This is a genomic window from Treponema succinifaciens DSM 2489, assembly GCF_000195275.1.
Taxonomy (GTDB): Bacteria; Spirochaetota; Spirochaetia; order Treponematales; family Treponemataceae; genus Treponema_D; species Treponema_D succinifaciens.
Map to the genome: position 1 here is coordinate 2,712,566 of NC_015385.1, position 19,288 is coordinate 2,731,853.

Annotated in this window: 18 protein-coding genes and 1 tRNA gene; 5 read left to right on the forward strand and 14 right to left on the reverse strand. The window is 39.8% G+C overall.

The features are described 5' to 3' along the window. Positions 1-13: 13 nt before the first annotated feature. The 6 genes from TRESU_RS12995 to TRESU_RS13020 form a co-directional block, all read right to left on the reverse strand. Positions 14-250, reverse strand: a complete 237-nt coding sequence (locus TRESU_RS12995) for a hypothetical protein (protein WP_041612089.1) — start codon at positions 248-250, stop codon at positions 14-16. A gap of 132 nt (positions 251-382) precedes the next feature. Beyond that, positions 383-961, reverse strand: a complete 579-nt coding sequence (locus tag TRESU_RS13000; RefSeq protein WP_013702656.1) for a flavodoxin family protein — start codon at positions 959-961, stop codon at positions 383-385. Between the two features lie 65 nt (positions 962-1,026). Continuing rightward, positions 1,027-1,452, reverse strand: a complete 426-nt coding sequence (locus tag TRESU_RS13005; protein WP_013702657.1) for a methyltransferase family protein — start codon at positions 1,450-1,452, stop codon at positions 1,027-1,029. 52 nt (positions 1,453-1,504) lie between these two features. Next, on the reverse strand, positions 1,505-2,200 hold the full coding sequence (locus TRESU_RS13010; RefSeq protein WP_013702658.1) for a hypothetical protein: 696 nt from the start codon (positions 2,198-2,200) through the stop codon (positions 1,505-1,507). A 15-nt stretch (positions 2,201-2,215) separates the two neighbouring features. Beyond that, complete coding sequence (locus tag TRESU_RS13015) at positions 2,216-2,809, reverse strand: TetR/AcrR family transcriptional regulator (RefSeq protein ID WP_013702659.1); 594 nt, start codon at positions 2,807-2,809, stop codon at positions 2,216-2,218. 86 nt (positions 2,810-2,895) lie between these two features. Then, positions 2,896-3,678 (reverse strand): helix-turn-helix domain-containing protein, encoded by a 783-nt coding sequence (locus TRESU_RS13020; RefSeq protein ID WP_013702660.1) that lies wholly within the window; start codon positions 3,676-3,678, stop codon positions 2,896-2,898. Positions 3,679-3,879: 201 nt separating this feature from the next. Here TRESU_RS13020 and TRESU_RS13025 point away from each other — a divergent pair, with 201 nt between their 5' ends. Together TRESU_RS13025 and TRESU_RS13030 are read left to right on the forward strand one after the other, a co-directional pair. After that, positions 3,880-4,899 carry a glycoside hydrolase family 5 protein gene (locus TRESU_RS13025; RefSeq protein ID WP_013702661.1) on the forward strand — a complete coding sequence of 340 codons (1,020 nt, stop codon included), beginning with the start codon at positions 3,880-3,882 and terminating at the stop codon, positions 4,897-4,899. Between the two features lie 33 nt (positions 4,900-4,932). Next, positions 4,933-7,161 (forward strand): carbohydrate binding domain-containing protein, encoded by a 2,229-nt coding sequence (locus tag TRESU_RS13030; protein ID WP_013702662.1) that lies wholly within the window; start codon positions 4,933-4,935, stop codon positions 7,159-7,161. A gap of 93 nt (positions 7,162-7,254) precedes the next feature. Here the strand turns inward: TRESU_RS13030 and TRESU_RS13035 are convergent, their stop codons facing one another. Then, positions 7,255-7,899, reverse strand: a complete 645-nt coding sequence (locus tag TRESU_RS13035; protein WP_013702663.1) for a GNAT family N-acetyltransferase — start codon at positions 7,897-7,899, stop codon at positions 7,255-7,257. Positions 7,900-8,170: 271 nt separating this feature from the next. Continuing rightward, positions 8,171-9,160 carry a TolB family protein gene (locus TRESU_RS13040; RefSeq protein WP_013702664.1) on the reverse strand — a complete coding sequence of 330 codons (990 nt, stop codon included), beginning with the start codon at positions 9,158-9,160 and terminating at the stop codon, positions 8,171-8,173. Between the two features lie 102 nt (positions 9,161-9,262). On the opposite strand from TRESU_RS13040, the gene TRESU_RS13045 reads away from it, so the two are divergent. Beyond that, positions 9,263-9,544 carry a helix-turn-helix domain-containing protein gene (locus TRESU_RS13045; RefSeq protein WP_013702665.1) on the forward strand — a complete coding sequence of 94 codons (282 nt, stop codon included), beginning with the start codon at positions 9,263-9,265 and terminating at the stop codon, positions 9,542-9,544. A 77-nt stretch (positions 9,545-9,621) separates the two neighbouring features. On the opposite strand, the gene TRESU_RS13050 is transcribed toward TRESU_RS13045, so the two are convergent. Both TRESU_RS13050 and TRESU_RS13055 read right to left on the reverse strand, forming a co-directional pair. Continuing rightward, positions 9,622-9,900 carry a CD3324 family protein gene (locus TRESU_RS13050; protein ID WP_013702666.1) on the reverse strand — a complete coding sequence of 93 codons (279 nt, stop codon included), beginning with the start codon at positions 9,898-9,900 and terminating at the stop codon, positions 9,622-9,624. A gap of 236 nt (positions 9,901-10,136) precedes the next feature. After that, positions 10,137-10,616, reverse strand: coding sequence for a pyridoxamine 5'-phosphate oxidase family protein (locus TRESU_RS13055; protein WP_013702667.1), 480 nt, complete (start codon positions 10,614-10,616; stop codon positions 10,137-10,139). A gap of 80 nt (positions 10,617-10,696) precedes the next feature. Between TRESU_RS13055 and TRESU_RS13060 the strand changes: the two genes are divergently transcribed. After that, positions 10,697-11,794 (forward strand): 30S ribosomal protein S1, encoded by a 1,098-nt coding sequence (locus tag TRESU_RS13060; RefSeq protein ID WP_013702668.1) that lies wholly within the window; start codon positions 10,697-10,699, stop codon positions 11,792-11,794. 113 nt (positions 11,795-11,907) lie between these two features. Here TRESU_RS13060 and TRESU_RS13065 read toward each other — a convergent pair whose 3' ends face one another. Both TRESU_RS13065 and TRESU_RS13070 read right to left on the reverse strand, forming a co-directional pair. After that, positions 11,908-12,381 (reverse strand): NUDIX hydrolase, encoded by a 474-nt coding sequence (locus tag TRESU_RS13065; protein ID WP_013702669.1) that lies wholly within the window; start codon positions 12,379-12,381, stop codon positions 11,908-11,910. Between the two features lie 60 nt (positions 12,382-12,441). Continuing rightward, positions 12,442-12,515 (reverse strand) — tRNA-Val (locus TRESU_RS13070). A gap of 132 nt (positions 12,516-12,647) precedes the next feature. On the opposite strand from TRESU_RS13070, the gene argA reads away from it, so the two are divergent. Next, positions 12,648-14,057, forward strand: coding sequence for an amino-acid N-acetyltransferase (gene argA / locus TRESU_RS13075; protein ID WP_013702670.1), 1,410 nt, complete (start codon positions 12,648-12,650; stop codon positions 14,055-14,057). A gap of 758 nt (positions 14,058-14,815) precedes the next feature. Here argA and gyrA read toward each other — a convergent pair. After that, complete coding sequence (gyrA, locus tag TRESU_RS13080) at positions 14,816-17,272, reverse strand: DNA topoisomerase (ATP-hydrolyzing) subunit A (RefSeq protein WP_013702671.1); 2,457 nt, start codon at positions 17,270-17,272, stop codon at positions 14,816-14,818. Between the two features lie 8 nt (positions 17,273-17,280). Then, positions 17,281-19,206: a DNA topoisomerase (ATP-hydrolyzing) subunit B gene (gene gyrB / locus TRESU_RS13085; RefSeq protein WP_013702672.1), complete on the reverse strand. Its 1,926-nt coding sequence runs from the start codon at positions 19,204-19,206 to the stop codon at positions 17,281-17,283. Positions 19,207-19,288: the final 82 nt, after the last annotated feature.

Here is a 19,288-nt window from a genome sequence, read left to right on the forward strand (position 1 = left end):
GCTCCTTGTATATTTAATTTTTTTCCACTAATTTTCCGTCCCAGTCAGTTACAGTGGGACTATGGCGAGCGTACCATTTTTTGAAGAAACAATCGATATTGCGGACTTTTTTCTGCGTCAAGTTTTTCAACCGCTCAATTCGCCTTGCATATCCTTTCTTTGTAAAGCAATGTCCTATTTTCAAAGTCTTAAACCAAAAATCTATTGAAAACACAGGAGAACAATCTGTAAAATCAACATCGATACGCATTTTTTTCGCGCTGCCAGGAGGAATTTTGTAATTTAATCCGTCAATTCACTTTAACAAGGAAACAGAGTGAATCTCAGGAGTTAATTTAAATGAATTTATCTGTCTTTATTCGGGCAATTAAAAACCTTTTTTTTATATTTTTTTAGCAACCTTCACAATCTTGCGTTTTCTGCTCATTGTAAGTCCCGGTTTTTGCTTTGTTCCGGACGCGCAGATTTTTGCGGTGATTTTTATTCCGGCTGATTTTAGGATTTCGCCGATTGAACTAAAAACGCCCGGTGACTGCCTGCAAATCACATTAAACGGAAACGGAGTTGTGCAGGCTGTTACGATTGCGGCTTCTTTACCTTTGAGGAGCGCAAGCGGAATTCCGTGCTTTGATTCTCCCATCAAGCGGAAAACGTTGCGGTCAAAAAGCGACTTCAAGCTGCCGGTCATGTTGCCCCACCAGCACGGAGAAGCCACAACAAGAAAATCTGCGCTTGCAATTTTTTCTCCTGCAACATCTGCGTCATCTCCGGCAAAAACGCATTTTCCACAAGAGCGGCACTTCATGCAGCCTGTGCAGGCGGAAAATTTCAGTGAAGATACGCGGATATTTTCAATTTCAGCGGATGGATTTTTCCGGCGAATTTCGTCTTCAAGAAATTTTAGCATTTGAGAAATTGTTCCTAAAGGTTTTGGAGAGGCGTTTAGAATCAATATTTTCATTTCTTTTTAGGAAAACCCGGAATGCAGCGGTTGACGTTTCTGCAGTATTCGGCGTATTCGTTTCCCTAGAGAGCTTTCAGCCACTTTTCCTCTGTGTTTTTAATAATAACCGTCATGTAAAAATAGAACAGAACAGGCAGGATAAGCAGAATAAGGTTCGCAGGAAACAGAAGAATTCCCGTGCAGGCCAAAAAGAATGCGCTGTAAATCGGATTTCTTACAATCGAATACACGCCGTCTGTCGCAAGAGTATTTTCCTTTATATGACTTTCGATTTTCGTCTTGAAATTCGCATAAACCCAAAGACACAATCCCAGAATAATAAGAACAACTCCCAAAACCGTGAACGGAATTCTAAATGCGGAAATCCTTGCAAAGGAAAGGAATTCTTTTGTGCTGATGAAAATTCCTGCCGCAGAAAGAACAACTTGAGGCACGACGATAACAGGACCTACTCCTATGACAGGAAGATGTTTTTTATTTTCTTTCACTTAAAAACTCCTATAAAAAGACAAAAAACGTCAACTGTGTTTTACCGAATTTCTACAAGGTTTTTGTGGAAACTTCAAGGCTCACGACAATTTTTTCCATAAGATTTTTTGCGGTTGTAAGAGTTTCCGTCTTGTCTTCAATCAAGCCGCTTTTTCCGTCGAGCGAGCCTGTTCCAATAAGCTCCAGTTTAGCCTCATGATTTTCAAGGCTGATTTCAGCGCGGTAAACTGCGGAAGGCTGACCGTTCACACCGGAATATTCCGCGGAATTCTTCCCGGCGTCTTTTGGATAGAATTCGTTGTAATCAAAGCTTTTGTTCACTTCCGCAAAAACAAAATATTTTTTTCCTTCCTCAAGCTGAATTTTCCGAGAAACATCAAAGCTGCCTTTTGGAGTAGCCGAGCTTACCGCATCCATCTCATTCTTTGATTCCGGAACGTAGAAATTTTCGCAGGAATGATACCACACAGGAAGCGATTCCGGGCGGCCGTCTTTGGGCGCGAAAATCCATTTTTTCTTCGAGGCTTTTTTTGTGGCAAAAATTGTCCGGCTGAAGTTTCCGTCCGAATCCTGAATCCACAGCGCAAACTGCGGCGGAAATTTTCCCTTCCATTCGCTGCCCGGAGTTACAAGCACCCTAACCTTTGCAGTCCGATTTTCAGAATTCTCTTCCGCCCAAACCTGCTGAAAAACCAGAAGCGCAAAAGCCGCCACAAAAATTTTCTTGATGATTGATTTTAAAATCATAGTTTCTCCTGTTTTTTAATTTACAAAAATATTTTCCGCCCACATACTGATAAAACGTTCTGTAAACGGCTCGGAATTTTCCCAGTATTCAACTTCCGACTTGCGCGAAATCACGGACTGAAGACAGCCCCAAAGTCCGAATACAAGCACACCGACATCCAGCCGGGGATTTTCAGAACGCGCCGCTCCTTCTGCAATACAAAGCTCAAGAAGTTTTTCCCCGGTGCGGTTGCAGACATAGAATTTTTCAGTTTCTTCCGGCGGAAGATTCACCGCGGATTTTATTTTTTCCATCACAAGAGAGGCGACCCGCGGATTTTTAAGGCTCCAGTTGCGAAACGCCCTGATTGCGGCAAGAACCTTTTCCTTTGAAGAAGCGGCTTTTTCCGCGGCGGCTTCAATCACCGAATTTATCTGGTTCAGACAGTCCAGCGAAATCGCCTGAAAAAGGCAGTCCTTGTCCCTATAATAATGATAAATTGCCGTGGCTGAAACGCCGCACTTTTTGGCAATTTCCCTCATTCCGATTTCCTCAAGTTCTTTTTCCATTAAAAGCTCAAGTGTCCGCTTTTTTATGGAAGAAACCAGCTCAGGATTCGCATTTCTCATAATTCTTCCGCCTTTTATAATGTAACACAGATAACTTAACAATGTTACACAAAATAGTCAATAGCTCTTTTTTTTTAGTCGGATTCCTATTTTTCTGCCATTGTGGTGAATGCTTCGCTGCGCCGGATTTTTCGGTAGTGGGACGGAGTGAGTCCTGTCTCTTTTTTGAATATTTCTATGAAGTGGCTTGCCGAGCTGAACGAGAAGAGCGCGCTTATCTGTGCGGATGAATTTTCACTGTAGAGAAGCATTTTCTCCGCCGCCTCGATTTTTTTCTTCATTACATATTGCCCGACTGTGATTCCGGTTTCCCTTCTGAAAAGAGCGCAGAGATATGTCTTGTTCACGCCGAGCGTCTCTGCCATCCGGAAAAGCTGGATTTTCTCGTTCAGGTGGTCGTAGATGTAGTCGATTGCGGCTGTCGTTCTGCGCGAAAGTCCATGAACTTCCTTGAGCTCCTTCATGCGGCTGGTGAAATCGAATACAGCCTCGCGGTGCAGCATGGTGATTGTGTCCTCGTCCCCGGCGCTGTCTATCTGTCGGATGTAGATGTCGCTCAAGGTATATGCCGGTTCAGGCGGAAGACCTCCCTCAATGCAGAACCGGGTTATCATCGCGACCGTTATCACAAGATGATACTTGAGGTTCCGCAGCGGATTTTCCGAGAGTTTTCCGAGCTTTTCGTTGCGCAGTGGAAGCATCAGGCGTTTCACAAGGTCAAAGTCGCCCTTCTTCACAGCATCATAGAACGCAAGCTCCTTGTCGTATTCCAGGTGATAGATTGAATATTCCCGCCGTCTGAAAAGCTCCTGTGAGAGCGCAGGCTCGGACTTTATGCGCGCAAGCTCATCGTTCATGTTCTTTTTCATTTTTTGTGTTTTCCTTCCGTCGTCCGCAAAAAAATCAGAATATTATGATATATGTACAAATATTATGATATATCAGACGGAAATTCAATGATATTATTCTGCCGTTTGCAAGATTGGTCTGTGCAGAACTCATGCTTTTGCGTTGCAGCCAGTTCATTCCAGTTCTGCAAATTCAGAGTTCGGCTTAAAAACGGAGGAAACATGAATCTTTCAAAGGGAATAAATTTCGGAGGATGGCTTTCGCAGTGCCGCCACACAAAGGAGCATTACGACAGTTTTATAAATGAGGACGATGTGCGCCGTGCCGCCGGCTGGGGCTTTGACCACATAAGGCTTCCGTTCGACAGCGAGGTTGTCCAGAATCCGGACGGAACTTTCATTGAGGAAGGATTTTCGCGGCTGGAAAAATTTGTCGGATGGGCGGAAGATTCCGGGCTTGATGTGGTCCTTGACCTTCACAAGGCTTGCGGCTACGACTTCAACGACGCGGGAACGGAAAATGGAAACCCGCTTTTTTCAAGTCCGCATCTTCAGGAGCTTTTCGTGTCGCTTTGGAATGAAGTCTCGTCAAGATTCGGCGGAAAAAAGAACGTCGCGTTTGAGTTTCTGAACGAGGTTGTGGAGCAGGAGGCAGCTGAGCCTTGGAACACCCTCATTGACCGCACACTCAGCGTAATCAGAAAGAATGCTCCTGAAACTCCGGTGATTTACGGCGGAATCCAGTGGAACAGCGCGCGCACTCTCCGCCTTTTAAGGAAGCCAGAATTCCGCAACGTTATTTTCACCTTCCATTTTTACGAGCCGCTGATTTTCACGCATCAGAAAGCGCCCTGGGTTCCGGGAATGAGCCCCGACCGCGAGATAAAATACCCTGCCTCGCTGTCATATTTCCGCGAGGAATCCGTTCCGCTCGGATACAAGGGAAAAGATGTCGCCGACACTGACGGAAATCTTCCGGGAATCGAGCTTATGCGGCAGATGATTGGGGAGGCTTGCGCGGCTGCTGAAAACGCCGGAGTTCCCGTCTACTGCGGAGAATATGGAGTGATTGACCGCGCGCCCGTCAAGGGAACAGAAGCCTGGTTCGCCGATGTGCATAAAATTTTCAGGGAATTCGGTGTGGGACACGCGGTGTGGACCTATAAGGAGATGGACTTCGGACTTACGGAAAGCCACTACGACGGAATCCGCGCCAGTCTTATAAAAATGATGACCGAATAATTTATATAGCACGGAGCTTTACAAGGAGGAAACATGAAAAAGACGATTGCATTTGCCGCGGGAATTATTTTCGCCGCAGCTCCATTCTTCGCGCAGACCAGCTACAGCGAAAGCGACCTTGTCTGGAAGGATGATTTTGACGGAAATTCCCTCAATCTGGATGACTGGAACTACGAGTACCACGAGCCGGGCTGGGTGAACAATGAGCTTCAGGAATATGTGGACTCAAAGGAGAACATCTACGTAAAGGACGGAAATCTCGTGATTCAGGCCGTTCAGAAAAAAGCGCGGGGCGGAAAAACTGCGTACACTTCCGGCAGAATCAACACAAGAGGAAAGCATGACTTCAAATACGGACGGATTGAGGCGCGCATAAAATTTCCTTCCGGCAAGGGATTCCTCCCGGCGTTCTGGATGATGCCCACGGAAGAGAATCTCTACGGACAGTGGCCAAAATGCGGCGAGATCGACATTGCGGAGGTTCTAGGCGACAGGACAAAGGAAATATACGGAACGCTCCATTACGGCGAGCCTCACAAGGAGTCACAGGGAAAGGCAGCCGCGCAGGGAAAAAGCTTCTCCGACGACTGGCACATTGTAGCCTGCGAGTGGGAACCGGGCGAAATCCGCTTCTATGCTGACGGAAAAATGTACCACAAGGAGAACAGCTGGTACACAAAGCGCAAGGGATTCGGCGAGGTAACTTATCCGGCTCCGTTCGACCAGCCTTTCTACATAATCCTGAACCTTGCGGTGGGCGGAAACTGGCCTGGAAATCCGGACCGCACGACCAAATTCGCAAAGAACGCGCAGCTTCTCGTGGACTACGTGAAAGTATATCAGAAAAAAAGCTACGACGAGAACGTGAGGAAGCCTGAATCAGGAAAGGCGGAATTCCGGACGGCGGATTCTGACGGAAACTATATCCGAAAAGACGGCGGCTCCTGGAACTTCCTTCTTGCCCAGGGCGGAAAAGGCAGCTTTGATTACGACGGCGGAAACATCGTCATAACCTCAGATGCGGCTGGAAGCGTTGACTATTCTGTTCAGCTCGTGCAGGCAGGTCTTCCGATGCTAAAGGGCGCGGAATACAGGCTTTCGTTCGACGCATCCGCGGAAAAGGAGCGAACGATTATAACCGCAGTTACAGCTCCGGAAGCGGGATGGATACGCTATCTCAAGGACACAAAGATAAAAGTGGGACCGCAGAAAAAGCATTTTGACTTCACATTCAAGATGAACGATGCCGACGATCCTGCGGGACGGCTTGAGTTCAACCTGGGAAACCAGAATTCCACCGCGGCGGTAAGAATTTCCGGTGTGCGTCTTGAGATGGTCAGCGCGCCTCAAAATTCATCAGGAAAAAAATCGGTGCTTCCCGACGGAAACCTTGTGCACAACGGAGAATTCCAGGAAGGAGAAAACCGGCTTGCGGAATGGAGTGTTTCCGCCAAAAACGGCGCGAAATTCCAGGTCACGAACACGGACAACATCCGCAAATTCCGCGCAGAAAATCCCAAGGACGCTGAAATCCGGCTTGTTCAGGAAGGAATTCCGCTTGTCCCGGGAACTGAATATCTTCTGAGCTTTGACTCATCCTCAGCTTCTTCCGGAAAAATAAAGGCTGAAATTTCGGGAAAAAGTTTTGAGGCTTCCCTTTCTTCCGGCGAGAAGAAGTTCAAGTTCGTGTTCACGGCGGAAAAGGAAAAATCATCCGCGCTCTCATTCAGCTTTGACACAGACGGAACGGTTCTTCTTGACAACGTGCGCATTCAGGAGAACGCAATGCTCGTGAACGGAAACTTCTCCTCCGGGCTTACAGGCTACGAGGTCTACCTGAACGAGTCGGCTTCCGCTGATTACGCCGTCGATTCACTTTCCGAGGACAACGCGTTCTGCATGAACATCTCCGACACAGGAAATCTTGACTGGATGATTCAGCTAAAGCAGAACGGAATAACATTGGAAAAAGGAAAAAAATACAGAATTGAGTTTGATGCGAAGTCAACAATTGACCGCACCATAATGTTCGCCCTCCAGCGCGACGGCTCTTCGGACAACAACTGGATTCCGTATTCTGGAACACAGAAAATAGACGTCTCAAAGGAATTCAAAAGATACTCATGCGAATTCACGATGAACGAGCAGACCGACAGGGCTGTAATCCTGAGCGTTTCGATGGGAGCCGTGAACGACAAGCAGATCACCAGAAAGCACACAGTTACAGTAGACAACATCGTGCTCGAGGAAAAGGGAAACTGATTTTTCTCTTCTAAAAAAAACTCTCCTGCGCCGTATTTCAGCAAGATTCTGTCTGAGGTTCAGGGGAGTTTTTTCATTCAGCTCAATAGAAACTTACCCGAAAATCTGTCCCGGCAGACTGAGCCGCTCTTTTATCGGAAAATGCCTATCGAACTCTTCAGCTTCATTTGCATCAATAAAATATCCGTCCGGTTCCTTGAAACTTCCACCACCGCAATTTTTCACTTCGTCCAGAAAACTCGGAACAAGTTCTTTTATCAGAAAATAATCCGCATCCGGGTCAGCATAGTAGCGAACTCCTTTTGTTTTTGCCACAACAAATCCGTTTTTTCCGTAAAAGTCGATATTGCCGGTGATTGCAAGCGCGCCGCAGTCCATTTTCTTTGCCTTTTCCATTGCGTACCTAAGAAGAACTGTTCCGTATCCCTTGTGCTTAAACTCCAGCGCAATGCTGATTGGCCCGAACGTCATGATTGGAAGTGTTTTACTGTTGTTAAGTTTTATTTCCGCCCTTACGAACATAACGTGTCCAACAAGAATTCCTTCCTCTTCCATTATAATATCAAGTTCCGGAACAAATTCGCTTCTTGTGCGGAAATTATGCAAAATAAAATGCTCGTCGCAACCTGGTTTGTAAACATTCCAGAATGCCTCGCGCGTAAGGTTTTCAACCGCCCTGTAGTCCGCAGGAGTCTCGTTCCTGAACGTGATTTTTTTCATGTCTACTTTTTTTTCCATTTTTCCTCCAAAGTTTTTTCATTGCCCGCCAGATAAATTATTTTGTCTGATTTTTCAGGCTAAAATTCATCCGGCAGATTCCGAATCTAAGTTCGAAATGGCTTACCTGTTTGTCATTCTGAATCGGAATGACATTTTTATTTAATTTAATAATAAGCAAAGCCGCACCAGTTTCCTACCTCAAAGACCTTTCAGAAAAGAGAATGAGAAAATCTGCAAACAAAAAAAGCCCTGCAAAACGCAGAGCTTTCGTCAGTCAACACTCGCTAAATCAGTATTGAACTTTCGCTTTCCAGATGTCTGTTTTATTGTTTGCCGCCGAGATAAAGAAAATTGTATTGTCCGCACCCCAGACTGGAGTATATGCATCAACAGCACCGCTTGTAAGCTGAGTTTTGTTCATGCCGTCAGATGAAATAAGATACAAATGAATATTTGTTCGACTATTTGCAATAGAAATTATCCTTTTTGAAAGGCTTGAAATCATGGAACCTTTTGTATTTACAGGAGTCAATTGTGAAAACAAGATATATTTTCCGTCTTTTGAATATGAAGGTTTATAGCAAGGAAAATCAACATCCTTGTAAATTTCTGTAGCCTGATTCAAGTCGAGATCCATTTCAAAAATTCCACCGTCACGAATAAAGACAAATTTATTTTCTCTAGGATGCCATGAAGGACTGTAGCCTTCGCAAATTAAAGTTATTTCAGTGCCGTCATAATTCAATGTAACTATTTGATTCTTTCCATTTATTTTTGTCTGACATAAAATAATATTGTCCTTTATATCAGGTCTTATATCTTCACTTCCAATCGGCGTTCTTGTAATGTAAGTTTTCCTTCCGCCTTCGATGTTCGCGCGGACTAGCTTGAACTGGTTGTTTTCAAGCGAGGCAAATACAAATTCCTTTCCGTTTTTATTCCATGCAGGCCAATATGAGAATGTCAGACCAAGCGGAGTCTTTGAAGGACGACTAATATCACGGAGCAAATACATTTGAGAACTGTAATAATAAATGTCATCTGATACCTTCATGTTTGTTATATAGCTATTAACACTTTTGTCAATCTCAACATAAAGTAACTGATTTCCATCCGGAGAAACCGCTATATCTGTCTTTGCAGTGCCATCATCTGTAACCTTTGAAACATTCTGCAAAACGCTTTTGTCGTACGAAACCTGAACTTCATCAGTGGTAACGCAAGAAAAAACTGTAACCGAAAACGCAATCACAGAAGCCAAAAAAATAAATTTTTTCATAAAAACCTCTTTTACATTAAGTCAAATATTACAATACAAAAGTATTTCTTTAAAGTCAATTAAAAATTATACAATGGTCAAAAATAAGTAGACAGGTTTTTTATGCTGAATGAACAAATCCGTGAGCTCCGTAACATCCGTGGAATCAGTCAGATTCAACTGGCAAACAAACTCGGAGTTACAAAGCAAAGTGTTTCAAACTGGGAAAATGACAATATTCTTCCTTCTATAGAAATGCTTGTGAAAATTGCGAATTTTTTTGAAGTTTCAACCGATTATCTTTTGGGTCTTGATAAAAAACGAACTTTGGATGTTGAAAATTTGACGGAGATTCAGATTTCGCATATTCAGCTTATTGTTGACGATTTAAGAAACGCAAAATAATTTAAAATAAAAAAACTGACCCTATTTATAGAGCCAGTTTTTATACAACAGCTTTAGCGACATTTAATCAGAAAAGTTCAACTCATCTGCTTTTTTGCGCACAAGATGATTCTGTAAATTGATTTTTCGCTCAGAAAGAATTTTTGAGAAATCTCGCTGACTGAAAATCCTTCTTCGTAATTTTTGTATATCCGCTGATTCCGTCTTTTGTACCAGTTTTTTGAATCTTTTGATTCTCCCCAGTTTTTGCGGTTCTCGCATTTCTGCGGAATATACAAATAAGTTCCAGCCACGTATTCCTGAATTTTTTCAAGAAGTTCAGAAGGAAGAACATTTTTCGCTTTTACGTAATTCATTTTGATAACGCTTTTCAAAAAGATTTTTCTAATTGAACAAGCAGTAAAAGCCTTTGAAACTCAAACTGCGCCTTTACTGCCGGCGCGGCACAAGCTCCATTTTTGTCATGTTTTTTATAAGTCGCTCCTTAGAAAACAAATTTGTTTTCAACATAAAAACTGTAGTATAAAAAAACATAAATTTCTAGAACTAATGTCGATTTTTGATAAAACAAATAATGACAGTAAAATTCAATTTACTTTTCATGGAATTTTCCAGTCAAATCGTCCACTTCAATTCTTATCATGCTTACTTTTTTTATCATAATAGCAGGAAAAACAGACGGACCTTTGTATCCATATTTTTTTAGGATACAGATTAGTCCTTCTTTTTTTTCATCTGCATCCTCTAAAATAGATGCATTTCCTTTTCCGCAAACACTTCTATAAAAGTCTGTCCACGCGCAAGGCTCTTTATTTTCACCTATTTCAGAATAGCTTACAGCAGAAAAAGATACACGAGGACAATTTTTTATGCAGTTAAGCTTTGTGCCTTCTGTAGCTCCGTGAATAAAAATCTGAATTCTTTTTCTGTCACCATCCAGTTTGTACCCAAAATTTACGGGTACAGAATACGGCTCAGTTCCATTTATCATAGCAAGCGTCAAAAAATTTGACTCATCAAGAATTTTTATAATTTCTTCAAAGTCAGTTATTTCTCTTTCTTTTCGCCTCATTTTTTACCTACAAAATTTGCAAATTGAAATTTTTTCAAATTCATTTTATAATTTAGAAATCAATTTTACAAGGAAAACAAATGAAAAACTTATATGAACAGGGACAGATGATAGAAACAACTGTTGCCGCAATTTCAAATGACACAGTTTTTATTGATCTTGGACTGAAAAGCGAAGGTTTCGTTAACAAATCAGAATTCTGTGATGAAAACGGAAATTGTTCCATAAAAGAAGGAAACAAAATAAAAGTTTATTTTCTAGGCGGAAAAAACGAAGAACTTCACTTTACAACAAAACTTGCCGGTCAAAACGCAGGAAAATCTGTTCTCGAAAATGCATTCAAAAACGGAATTCCAGTAGAAGGCCACGTTACAAAAGAAATTAAAGGCGGATTTGAAGTAATGATTGGCACAAGCCGTGCATTCTGTCCCTATTCTCAAATGGGATACAGACAGAAAAAGGAGCCAGCCGAATATGTAGGCGAACACCTTGCTTTCAAAATCCAAGAATTCAAAAATGACGGAAAAAACATAGTTCTTTCAAACCGGGCAATTCTTGAAGAACAGGCAAATGCAGAACTTGACCAGCTTTCAAAAAAGTATACAGAAGGAATGACCGTTAATGGAAAAGTAAAATCAATCGAATCCTACGGCGCATTTATCGACTTAAACGGATTCCAAGCGCTTCTTCCAGTTTCTGAAATTTCCCACGCAAGAATAAAAAATGTTTCAGATGTTTTAAAAGTAGGACAGGAAATAACGGCAAAAATCATAAAAGCAGACTGGCAGCACGAAAAAGTTTCTCTTTCAACAAAAGAACTTGAGGCAGATCCTTGGGACAATGTAAAAAAAGACTTCCCTGCGGGAACAAAAATTGAAGGAACAATTTCCCGCGTAACTGATTTCGGAATTTTTGTAAACATAGCATCTGGAATAGACGGACTTGTACACATATCCAAGCTGAATGTTGAGCGAAATACAAACCTGAAAAAAATCTATAAGCCAGGCGAGAAATTTCCAGTCATTGTTGAAAAAGTTGATTCTGAAGAAAAAAGAATTTCGCTTGCTCCAGTTGTTTCAAATGAAGAACAGGACAATGCGGCGGAATATCTTTCATCACATAAAGACGATGATGACGGAGAAACTTACAATCCTTTTGCAGCTCTCTTGAAAAAATAAAATATAAAAAAGAGGATGACCCCAGAAGTTGAAAATGCGGCGCTTGAGCTTGTCGAAAACAACCTACTTAGTGTACTCAGTCATTTCGGCAAACTCAAGGACACCTCTTTTTTTTACCTTATCTTTTTTCCATTCAAAACAGCTTCCTTTAAAGTTCCAATTCTATATATCAGCTTAAGAGAAAAAAACGGCTCATTTTTTTCCAACAAATCCAGAAAAATTAAATCGCCTTCCCAATGCTCAAGATTCTTAAAATCTGATTTTTTTATCCATTCAAGATTTCCTTCATCGCATTCAATAAGATTCCCGGAAAAATCATCGCTTGTGTAGAGGCACATATATTCAGCAGGATCATCATCAGACAAAAATGTAACAATTCCTCTAAAAGAAAACGAATTTAAAACAAGCCCTGTTTCCTCTTTTACTTCCCGGAGCAAACAATCTTCAGGACTTTCCCCAGCTTCAAAATGTCCGCCAACGCCAATCCATTTATCGTGGTTTATATCATTTTTTTTCGTAACTCTATGAAGCATCAGATAGCAATCATCTTTTTCAATATAACACAAAGTTGTAAGCTGACTTTTCATTTTTTTCCTGCAAATTTCCGTAAATAAAAAAAGACCTCATGTAAAAACATGAAGTCTTTATGGGCTCTGAGGGGATCGAACCCCCGACATTCTGGGTGTAAACCAGACGCTCGTACCAGCTGAGCTAAGAGCCCTTATATTTTTGAATATTAGCATATATAAAAAACTCTGTCTATATAAAAAATCAAAAAGATTTCATTTATAACAATTTGTTATTATATTTTAATGATTGACAGTTTTTTTTAGCTTCGTAATACTAACATATTATGGAAGAAAATCTAATTCACGAAAAAGCCGAAAGAATCCGGGACGTAATCCGCTATATAAAAAGATTTAAAAATGCGCTCGTAGTAATTTACATAGATGACAATCTTATTGACAGTCCGCATTTTCTGAACCACATAAGAGACATTTGTTTTATTCACGAAGCTGGCTTAAAAATAATTTTAGTTCCCGGAGCAAGCAAAAAAATAAATGAAATTCTCTCAAATGCAAATATAAAATGGAAAATTCACTGCAACTGCCGAATAACAGGACCAGAAGCAATGCCTCTTATAAAAATGGCGGCATTTGATGTTTCAAATCAAATAATGACAGCTTTTGCAGGTGAAAGAAAAACCTCAGTCATAGGAAACTGGGTCAGAGCCAGAGGAAAAGGCGTTATCGACGGATTTGATTACGGCACAAGCGGCGAAATAGAAAAGCTTCAAACTGATTCAATAAAAACAGTTTTAGACAATGGATTTATTCCGATTTTTCCTTGCATAGGATGGAGCATAGCCGGAAAGCCTTACAATATTTCTTCAATTGAACTTTCACAGCAAATCGCAATCAACCTGAACGCCGACAAGCTTTTTTTTCTTGTTCCAAATGCGGAAATCAGCTCAGAAAATTTCTTAATTCCAAAAGAAATAGGTCTTTCACAGGAAGGAAATATTCCAGCTTTAAACTTAGAAGAAGTTGAATTATTTTTAAAAACAAACGAACCCTCGGTAAATTCAACTGAAAATAACGAAAATTCTACCGAACGTTTGGTAAATTTAGATAAAAATGTTTCACCTGAAACAAATAAAATGTATTTGAAAGAAAAAATTTTCACTCTTTTAAAAAAAGCGGAAAAAGCCTGCACTCAAGGAGTTGACAGAGTTCACATACTGAACGGCTCTATAGACGGAGTTGTTCCATGTGAAATATTTAGCGACTTGGGCTCTGGAACAATGGTTTACAGTAACAACTACGGAAAAATCAGAGAAATGACAAGAGAAGACATTCCAGCAGTTCTAAATGTAATGCAGCCATTTATAGAATCAGGAATTCTTCTTCCTAGAACAAAGGAAAGTCTTTCAGCTCAGTTCAACAATTTTATTGTATACGAACTTGATGGTGCAATTAGAGCTTGCGCTTCACTCATTACTTACTCAGACGGACAAACAGAAATTGCAGGCGTCGCAGTTGACAAAAACTGCTCTCATATAGGAATCGGTCCAAGAATGATAGAGTTTCTCGTGAAACAAGCAAAACAAAACAATTCAAAAGGAATATTCCTATTAACGACACAAACAGCAGATTGGTTTGAAAAACTAGGCTTTAAACTTTCCGATATATCAACTTTGCCAAAAGAAAGAAAAGAAAAATGGAATCCAAATAGAGGTTCAAAAGTATTAAGGCTTTTTTAACGTCAAAAACTTAATTCAAATTTTAAAATAAAGAATGAATACCTGTGTTTCACGTGAAACATGGGTATTTTTTTTTAATAAAATTTTTAAAACTATATTTGTTAAGAATTACTATTACACAATGATGAAAGAACTATAATTGAAAATTTACAGCAGATTCACAACTAAATTTATTATGAAAACATTACAACACCACAGCAAGCAAACTGCCCAAATATCGAGTTTTGATAAGAACAGTCACTTAAGTGTCATTCCCATACTACGACGAAAGAATCTGCTGCAAGATTTCAATAGCATATCAACCAATTTTCTTTCAAAAATACAGCAGTATTAAGTTCAATAATAAAATTAAAACTCGATACTTTTCCTAATATTAAAATATTTTTTATCAAAATTAATAGGAAAACATAATATACAAAAACAGTGAATGTGTTTCACGTGAAACATAGATGTGGAAAAACTATGGAAATTTTCAAATTTTAAAACACAATTGAATTGTAAAATTCTGTAATTCTTTGTTTTATAAGAAACTACAATAGATTTAAAATTCTTAAAAGGAAATCTACACTTGTGGAAAACTTGTTGAAAAACAATGTTTCACATGAAACATTTTAAAATATCTATATTTAAATAAAGATAATACAAAATTTAAATAAATTTATATTAAAAACAAATTTGACAAAAATTTAGTAAAATTTCATAAAAAAAGCCGCGGAAATTCAAAAGAAAATCCACGGCAATTTTTCACTTTTTAAAAGTTATTTTTTTTCATCTTCATCGTTGGCAATTCTATCCACTCCAACAACGTAATCAGGATCTGTGATTGAAACAACTTTTATTCCGCTCGCTCCCCTGCCCTGCACTGTAATATCCTTAGCTTCAACACGGACAGAAGTTCCTTGGCTTGTAATACACATAATGCTATCTGTATCACGAACACACAAAGCACCTATAATTTCACCTTTGTCTTCAACATTGCCAAATATCTTTTGACCTCCAGTTCCTCTTCCATGCGCATTGAATTCTGCGGAATCAACTCTTTTTCCTATGCCTTTTTCTGTAACTACAAGAATTTTTGAATCAGGCTCTGTATGAATCCTTATAGCAGAACAAAGCTCATCGCCTTCAGAAAGTTTTAATCCGGCAACACCGCGGCTAGATCTTCCCATTGGACGCACATCCTCTTCATTGATTCTTAATGCTTGTCCACGGCGGCTTACAAGAAGCAGCTCATCTTTTCCTGTTGAAAGAATTGCACTTACAAGAGTATCTCCTTCATCAAGACGAACAGCCTGCATTCCACGGGATTTTGCGTTTTTAAAGTCGCTTGTAGGAGTTTTCTTGACAACGCCATTTGCAGTAGCCATAAACAAATAATTATTCTCTGAAAATTCCTTTAAGCTGACAATTGTCGTAATATCTTCATTTGCGTTGACAGCAAGAAGGCTTTTTATATGGGAACCGCGGCTTGTTTTAGACGCTTCTGGAATTTCATGGACTTTTATCCAATAAGCTTTTCCTTCGGTTGTAATAAACATCAAATAATCATGTGTTGAAGCGACAAACATTTGATTTATATAATCTTCTTCAACAAGTTTTGCTGAAATAGTGCCTTTACCGCCTCTTCCCTGGCTTTTATACTGGCTTACAGAAACTCTCTTAATATAGCCAAGCTTAGAAATAAGAATGACCATATCTTCTTCTTTTATCAAGTCTTCAACATTTATGCTTTCTACTTCGCCAGCGACAATATCAGTTTTTCTGTCATCTCCATATTTTTCAGAAAGCTCGTTTGTTTCATCTTTTATAATCGCAAGAATTTTTTCATGATGAGCAAGCAAATCTTCGCAATGGGCAATAAAAGCCTTTACTTCTTCCATTTCTTTACGAAGCTCGTCAATGCGCAAATTTGTAAGACGACCAAGACGCATTTCAACAATCGCTTCAGCCTGAATTTCATCAAATCCAAAACGCTGCATAAGTCTGGCTTTGGCTTCTGTTTCATCACGGCTAGAGCGAATCATTTTTATAACTTCATCAATCGCATCAACAGCTGTAATCAACGCCTCAAGAATATGTTCACGCGCACGTGCTTTGTTCAAGTCAAAAGTTACGCGGCGAGTTATAACTTCATCACGATGATCAACAAAACATTTTATAATCTGCTTTAAATTTAAAATCTGCGGACGACCTTTAACAAGAGCAAGATTTATAACTCCAAAACTTGACTGCAACGCTGTTTTTGCAAAAAGCTGATTTATTACAACTTTTGTTATTGCGCCACGTTTTAGATGAATTACAATTCTCATTCCGCTTCTGTCGGAAGACTCGTCATTTATTGCGCTGATTCCATCAATAACTTTATCACGCGCAAGTTCTCCTATTTTTTCACAAAGAGTTCTAGTATTCACTCCGTAAGGAACTTCAGTAAATACAATTGATTCAAGTCCTGTTTTACTTACTTCAATATTGAATCTTCCGCGGACAAGAATTTTTCCACGGCCAGTTCTGTAAGCATCTGCAATTCCATGTTTTCCAAAAATAATTCCACCTGTAGGAAAATCAGGTCCTTTTATATGATTTAAAAGCTCATCGACTGTTATATTCTGATTATCAATATATGCGCTTATAGCACTTGCAACTTCACGCAGATTGTGAGGAGGCATATTTGTAGCCATTCCGACGGCAATTCCAACAGAGCCATTGCATAAGAGAAACGGAAACTTTGAAGGCAAAACTGTAGGTTCTTCCTTTGTGTCATCATAGTTAGGAATCATATCTACAGTGTCTTTGTTTATATCCTCAACCATTTCCTCGGCAATTTTTGTCATTTTTGCTTCGGTATAACGGTAAGCGGCTGGAGGATCTCCTGCTATTGTTCCGAAATTTCCGCCCGGATGAACAACAATATAACGCTGACTAAAATCCTGTCCAAGACGAACAAGAGCATCATAAACAGAAGCGTCTCCATGAGGATGATATTTTCCAAGAACATCACCAACAATCGTGGCACATTTTTTTGTTTTTCCGCCTGCAGAAAGATGATTTTCTTCCATGGAATAAATAATTCGGCGGTGAACAGGCTTTAAACCATCTCGGGAATCAGGAAGCGCACGACTTACAATAACAGACATCGAATAGTCAATAAAAGCCTGCTTTACTTCATCTTCAATCGGAATTTTTATAAGATTTGTTGTATTTTCTGTGTTTTCCATTTTTTATCCTAAACATCCAGATTTGCATAGACAGCATTTTCTTCAATAAACTTCCTGCGGGGTTCTACTTCTTCTCCCATGCAAATGCTGAAAATTCTGTCTGCCGCAACCGCATCTGGAATTGTAACTACTTTCATTCTGCGTGTTTCAGGATTCATAGTCGTATCCCAAAGCTGGTTTCCGTCCATTTCACCAAGACCTTTATAACGCTGAACATCCGCTTTTTCTCTTTTGTCTCCAAGTTTTTCTAGCTCAGCATCACGCTCTTCGTCGGAATAAACATAAATTTTCTGCTTTCCAATTTCAATTTTAAACAAAGGCGGCATGGCAAGATAAACGTAGCCTTTTTCAATAAGATCAGGCATATATCTGAAGAAAAATGTTAAAAGCAAAGTTCTAATGTGGCTTCCATCAACATCGGCATCAGCCATTATTATAATTTTGTGATAGCGGAGTTTTTCAATATTAAAATCTTTTCCGAATCCAGCTCCAAGAGAAGCAATTACAGGCTGAAGTTTTTCATTGTTAACAACTTTGTCTGCGCGAACTTTTTCAACATTGAGCATTTTTCCCCACAAAGGAAGAATCGCCTGAGTTTTAGCATCGCGGCCTTTTTTTGCAGAGCCTCCTGCAGAATCTCCCTCAACAATATAAACTTCACATTCAGCGGCATTTTTAGAAGAACAATCGCTTAATTTTCCCGGAAGTCCAAAACTGTCTATGTTGTTTTTACGGCGCGCACTATCTTTAGCTTTTCTAGCCGCAATTCTGGCAGCAGCTTCTCCAACAGCTTTTTCAAGAATCATCGTTGTAATCTGCGGATTCTGCTCACAGAAAAGTGTAAGTTTTTCTTTTACAAGAGAATCAACATATCCGCGGACTTCTGAGTTTCCAAGCTTGGTTTTTGTCTGTCCTTCAAACTGCGGCTCTGGAATTTTTAATGACAAAATAGCAGTAAGCCCTACCCTAACATCATCTCCTGTAAGTTTTTCATCTTTGTCAAGTTTTTTAAGGAGCTTTTCATTTTTTTCAAGAAATTTATTTAAAACTACAGTAAGCGCAATTTTAAAGCCATCAAGATGAGTTCCGCCTTCTCTAGTATTAATATCATTGACGTAAGAAAAAATATTTTCAGAATAGCTGTCATTATATTGCATTGCAAGTTCTATAATCACATCATTCTCTTCACCGTTAATATAAATTGGCTCTTCTGGAATTATTTTTTTTCCTTCATTCAAATAGCTTACATAATGCTTAATTCCTCCTTCAAATTTAAAGACAACTTCCTTTGGATTTTCGAGCCGTTCATCACGAAAAATAATTGTTATTCCAGGATTTAAAAATGCAAGTTCTCTAAGCCTTGTAGAAAGAACATCAAAATTATAAGTCGTTGTTTCTGTAAAAATAGAAGCGTCTGCTTTCCAGCGGATTGTGGTTCCATGAAGTTCTGTATCGCCAATACATTCAACTTTAGATTTAGGAATTCCTTCCGCGTACTTCTGATGATAACGTTTTCCGTCTTTATTTACAAAAGCTTCCATCCAAACAGAAAGCGCATTTACACAGGAAACTCCAACTCCATGAAGTCCGCCAGAAACTTTATAGTTTGACTTGTCAAATTTTCCGCCGGCATGAAGACGAGTAAGAACAAGCTCAAGCGCTGAAATATGTTCCGTAGGATGAATATCAACAGGAATTCCACGTCCATTGTCTTCTACACGGCAAATATCGTCTTTTTCAAGTGCCACAGTAATTTGCGTACAATATCCAGCCATGGCTTCATCAATACTGTTGTCCACAACTTCATAAACAAGATGATGAAGTCCATTCGGTCCTGTAGAACCTATGTACATTCCAGGTCTTTTTCTTACAGCTTCAAGCCCTTTTAAAACCTGAATGCTTCCTGCTCCGTATTGATTGTTTTCTTCAGACATGAAAAACTCCGAAATTTTCGCAAAATGAAATGTATATAAAATAGAAATAAATTGAAAAACAAGTATACTCATATTGAAGAAA

What these genes read in the sequence shown, in the direction of transcription:
- TRESU_RS13010 (WP_013702658.1), bottom strand. Translation starts at nt 2,200, where the DNA reads ATGATTTTAAAATCAATCATCAAGAAAATTTTTGTGGCGGCTTTTGCG.
- TRESU_RS13025 (WP_013702661.1), top strand. Translation starts at nt 3,880, where the DNA reads ATGAATCTTTCAAAGGGAATAAATTTCGGAGGATGGCTTTCGCAGTGC.
- TRESU_RS13050 (WP_013702666.1), bottom strand. Translation starts at nt 9,900, where the DNA reads ATGAATTACGTAAAAGCGAAAAATGTTCTTCCTTCTGAACTTCTTGAA.
- TRESU_RS12995 (WP_041612089.1), bottom strand. Translation starts at nt 250, where the DNA reads ATGCGTATCGATGTTGATTTTACAGATTGTTCTCCTGTGTTTTCAATA.
- gyrB (WP_013702672.1), bottom strand. Translation starts at nt 19,206, where the DNA reads ATGTCTGAAGAAAACAATCAATACGGAGCAGGAAGCATTCAGGTTTTA.
- gyrA (WP_013702671.1), bottom strand. Translation starts at nt 17,272, where the DNA reads ATGGAAAACACAGAAAATACAACAAATCTTATAAAAATTCCGATTGAA.
- TRESU_RS13035 (WP_013702663.1), bottom strand. Translation starts at nt 7,899, where the DNA reads ATGGAAAAAAAAGTAGACATGAAAAAAATCACGTTCAGGAACGAGACT.
- TRESU_RS13000 (WP_013702656.1), bottom strand. Translation starts at nt 961, where the DNA reads ATGAAAATATTGATTCTAAACGCCTCTCCAAAACCTTTAGGAACAATT.
- TRESU_RS13065 (WP_013702669.1), bottom strand. Translation starts at nt 12,381, where the DNA reads ATGAAAAGTCAGCTTACAACTTTGTGTTATATTGAAAAAGATGATTGC.
- TRESU_RS13015 (WP_013702659.1), bottom strand. Translation starts at nt 2,809, where the DNA reads ATGAGAAATGCGAATCCTGAGCTGGTTTCTTCCATAAAAAAGCGGACA.
- TRESU_RS13030 (WP_013702662.1), top strand. Translation starts at nt 4,933, where the DNA reads ATGAAAAAGACGATTGCATTTGCCGCGGGAATTATTTTCGCCGCAGCT.
- TRESU_RS13040 (WP_013702664.1), bottom strand. Translation starts at nt 9,160, where the DNA reads ATGAAAAAATTTATTTTTTTGGCTTCTGTGATTGCGTTTTCGGTTACA.
- TRESU_RS13055 (WP_013702667.1), bottom strand. Translation starts at nt 10,616, where the DNA reads ATGAGGCGAAAAGAAAGAGAAATAACTGACTTTGAAGAAATTATAAAA.
- TRESU_RS13060 (WP_013702668.1), top strand. Translation starts at nt 10,697, where the DNA reads ATGAAAAACTTATATGAACAGGGACAGATGATAGAAACAACTGTTGCC.
- argA (WP_013702670.1), top strand. Translation starts at nt 12,648, where the DNA reads ATGGAAGAAAATCTAATTCACGAAAAAGCCGAAAGAATCCGGGACGTA.
- TRESU_RS13020 (WP_013702660.1), bottom strand. Translation starts at nt 3,678, where the DNA reads ATGAAAAAGAACATGAACGATGAGCTTGCGCGCATAAAGTCCGAGCCT.
- TRESU_RS13045 (WP_013702665.1), top strand. Translation starts at nt 9,263, where the DNA reads ATGCTGAATGAACAAATCCGTGAGCTCCGTAACATCCGTGGAATCAGT.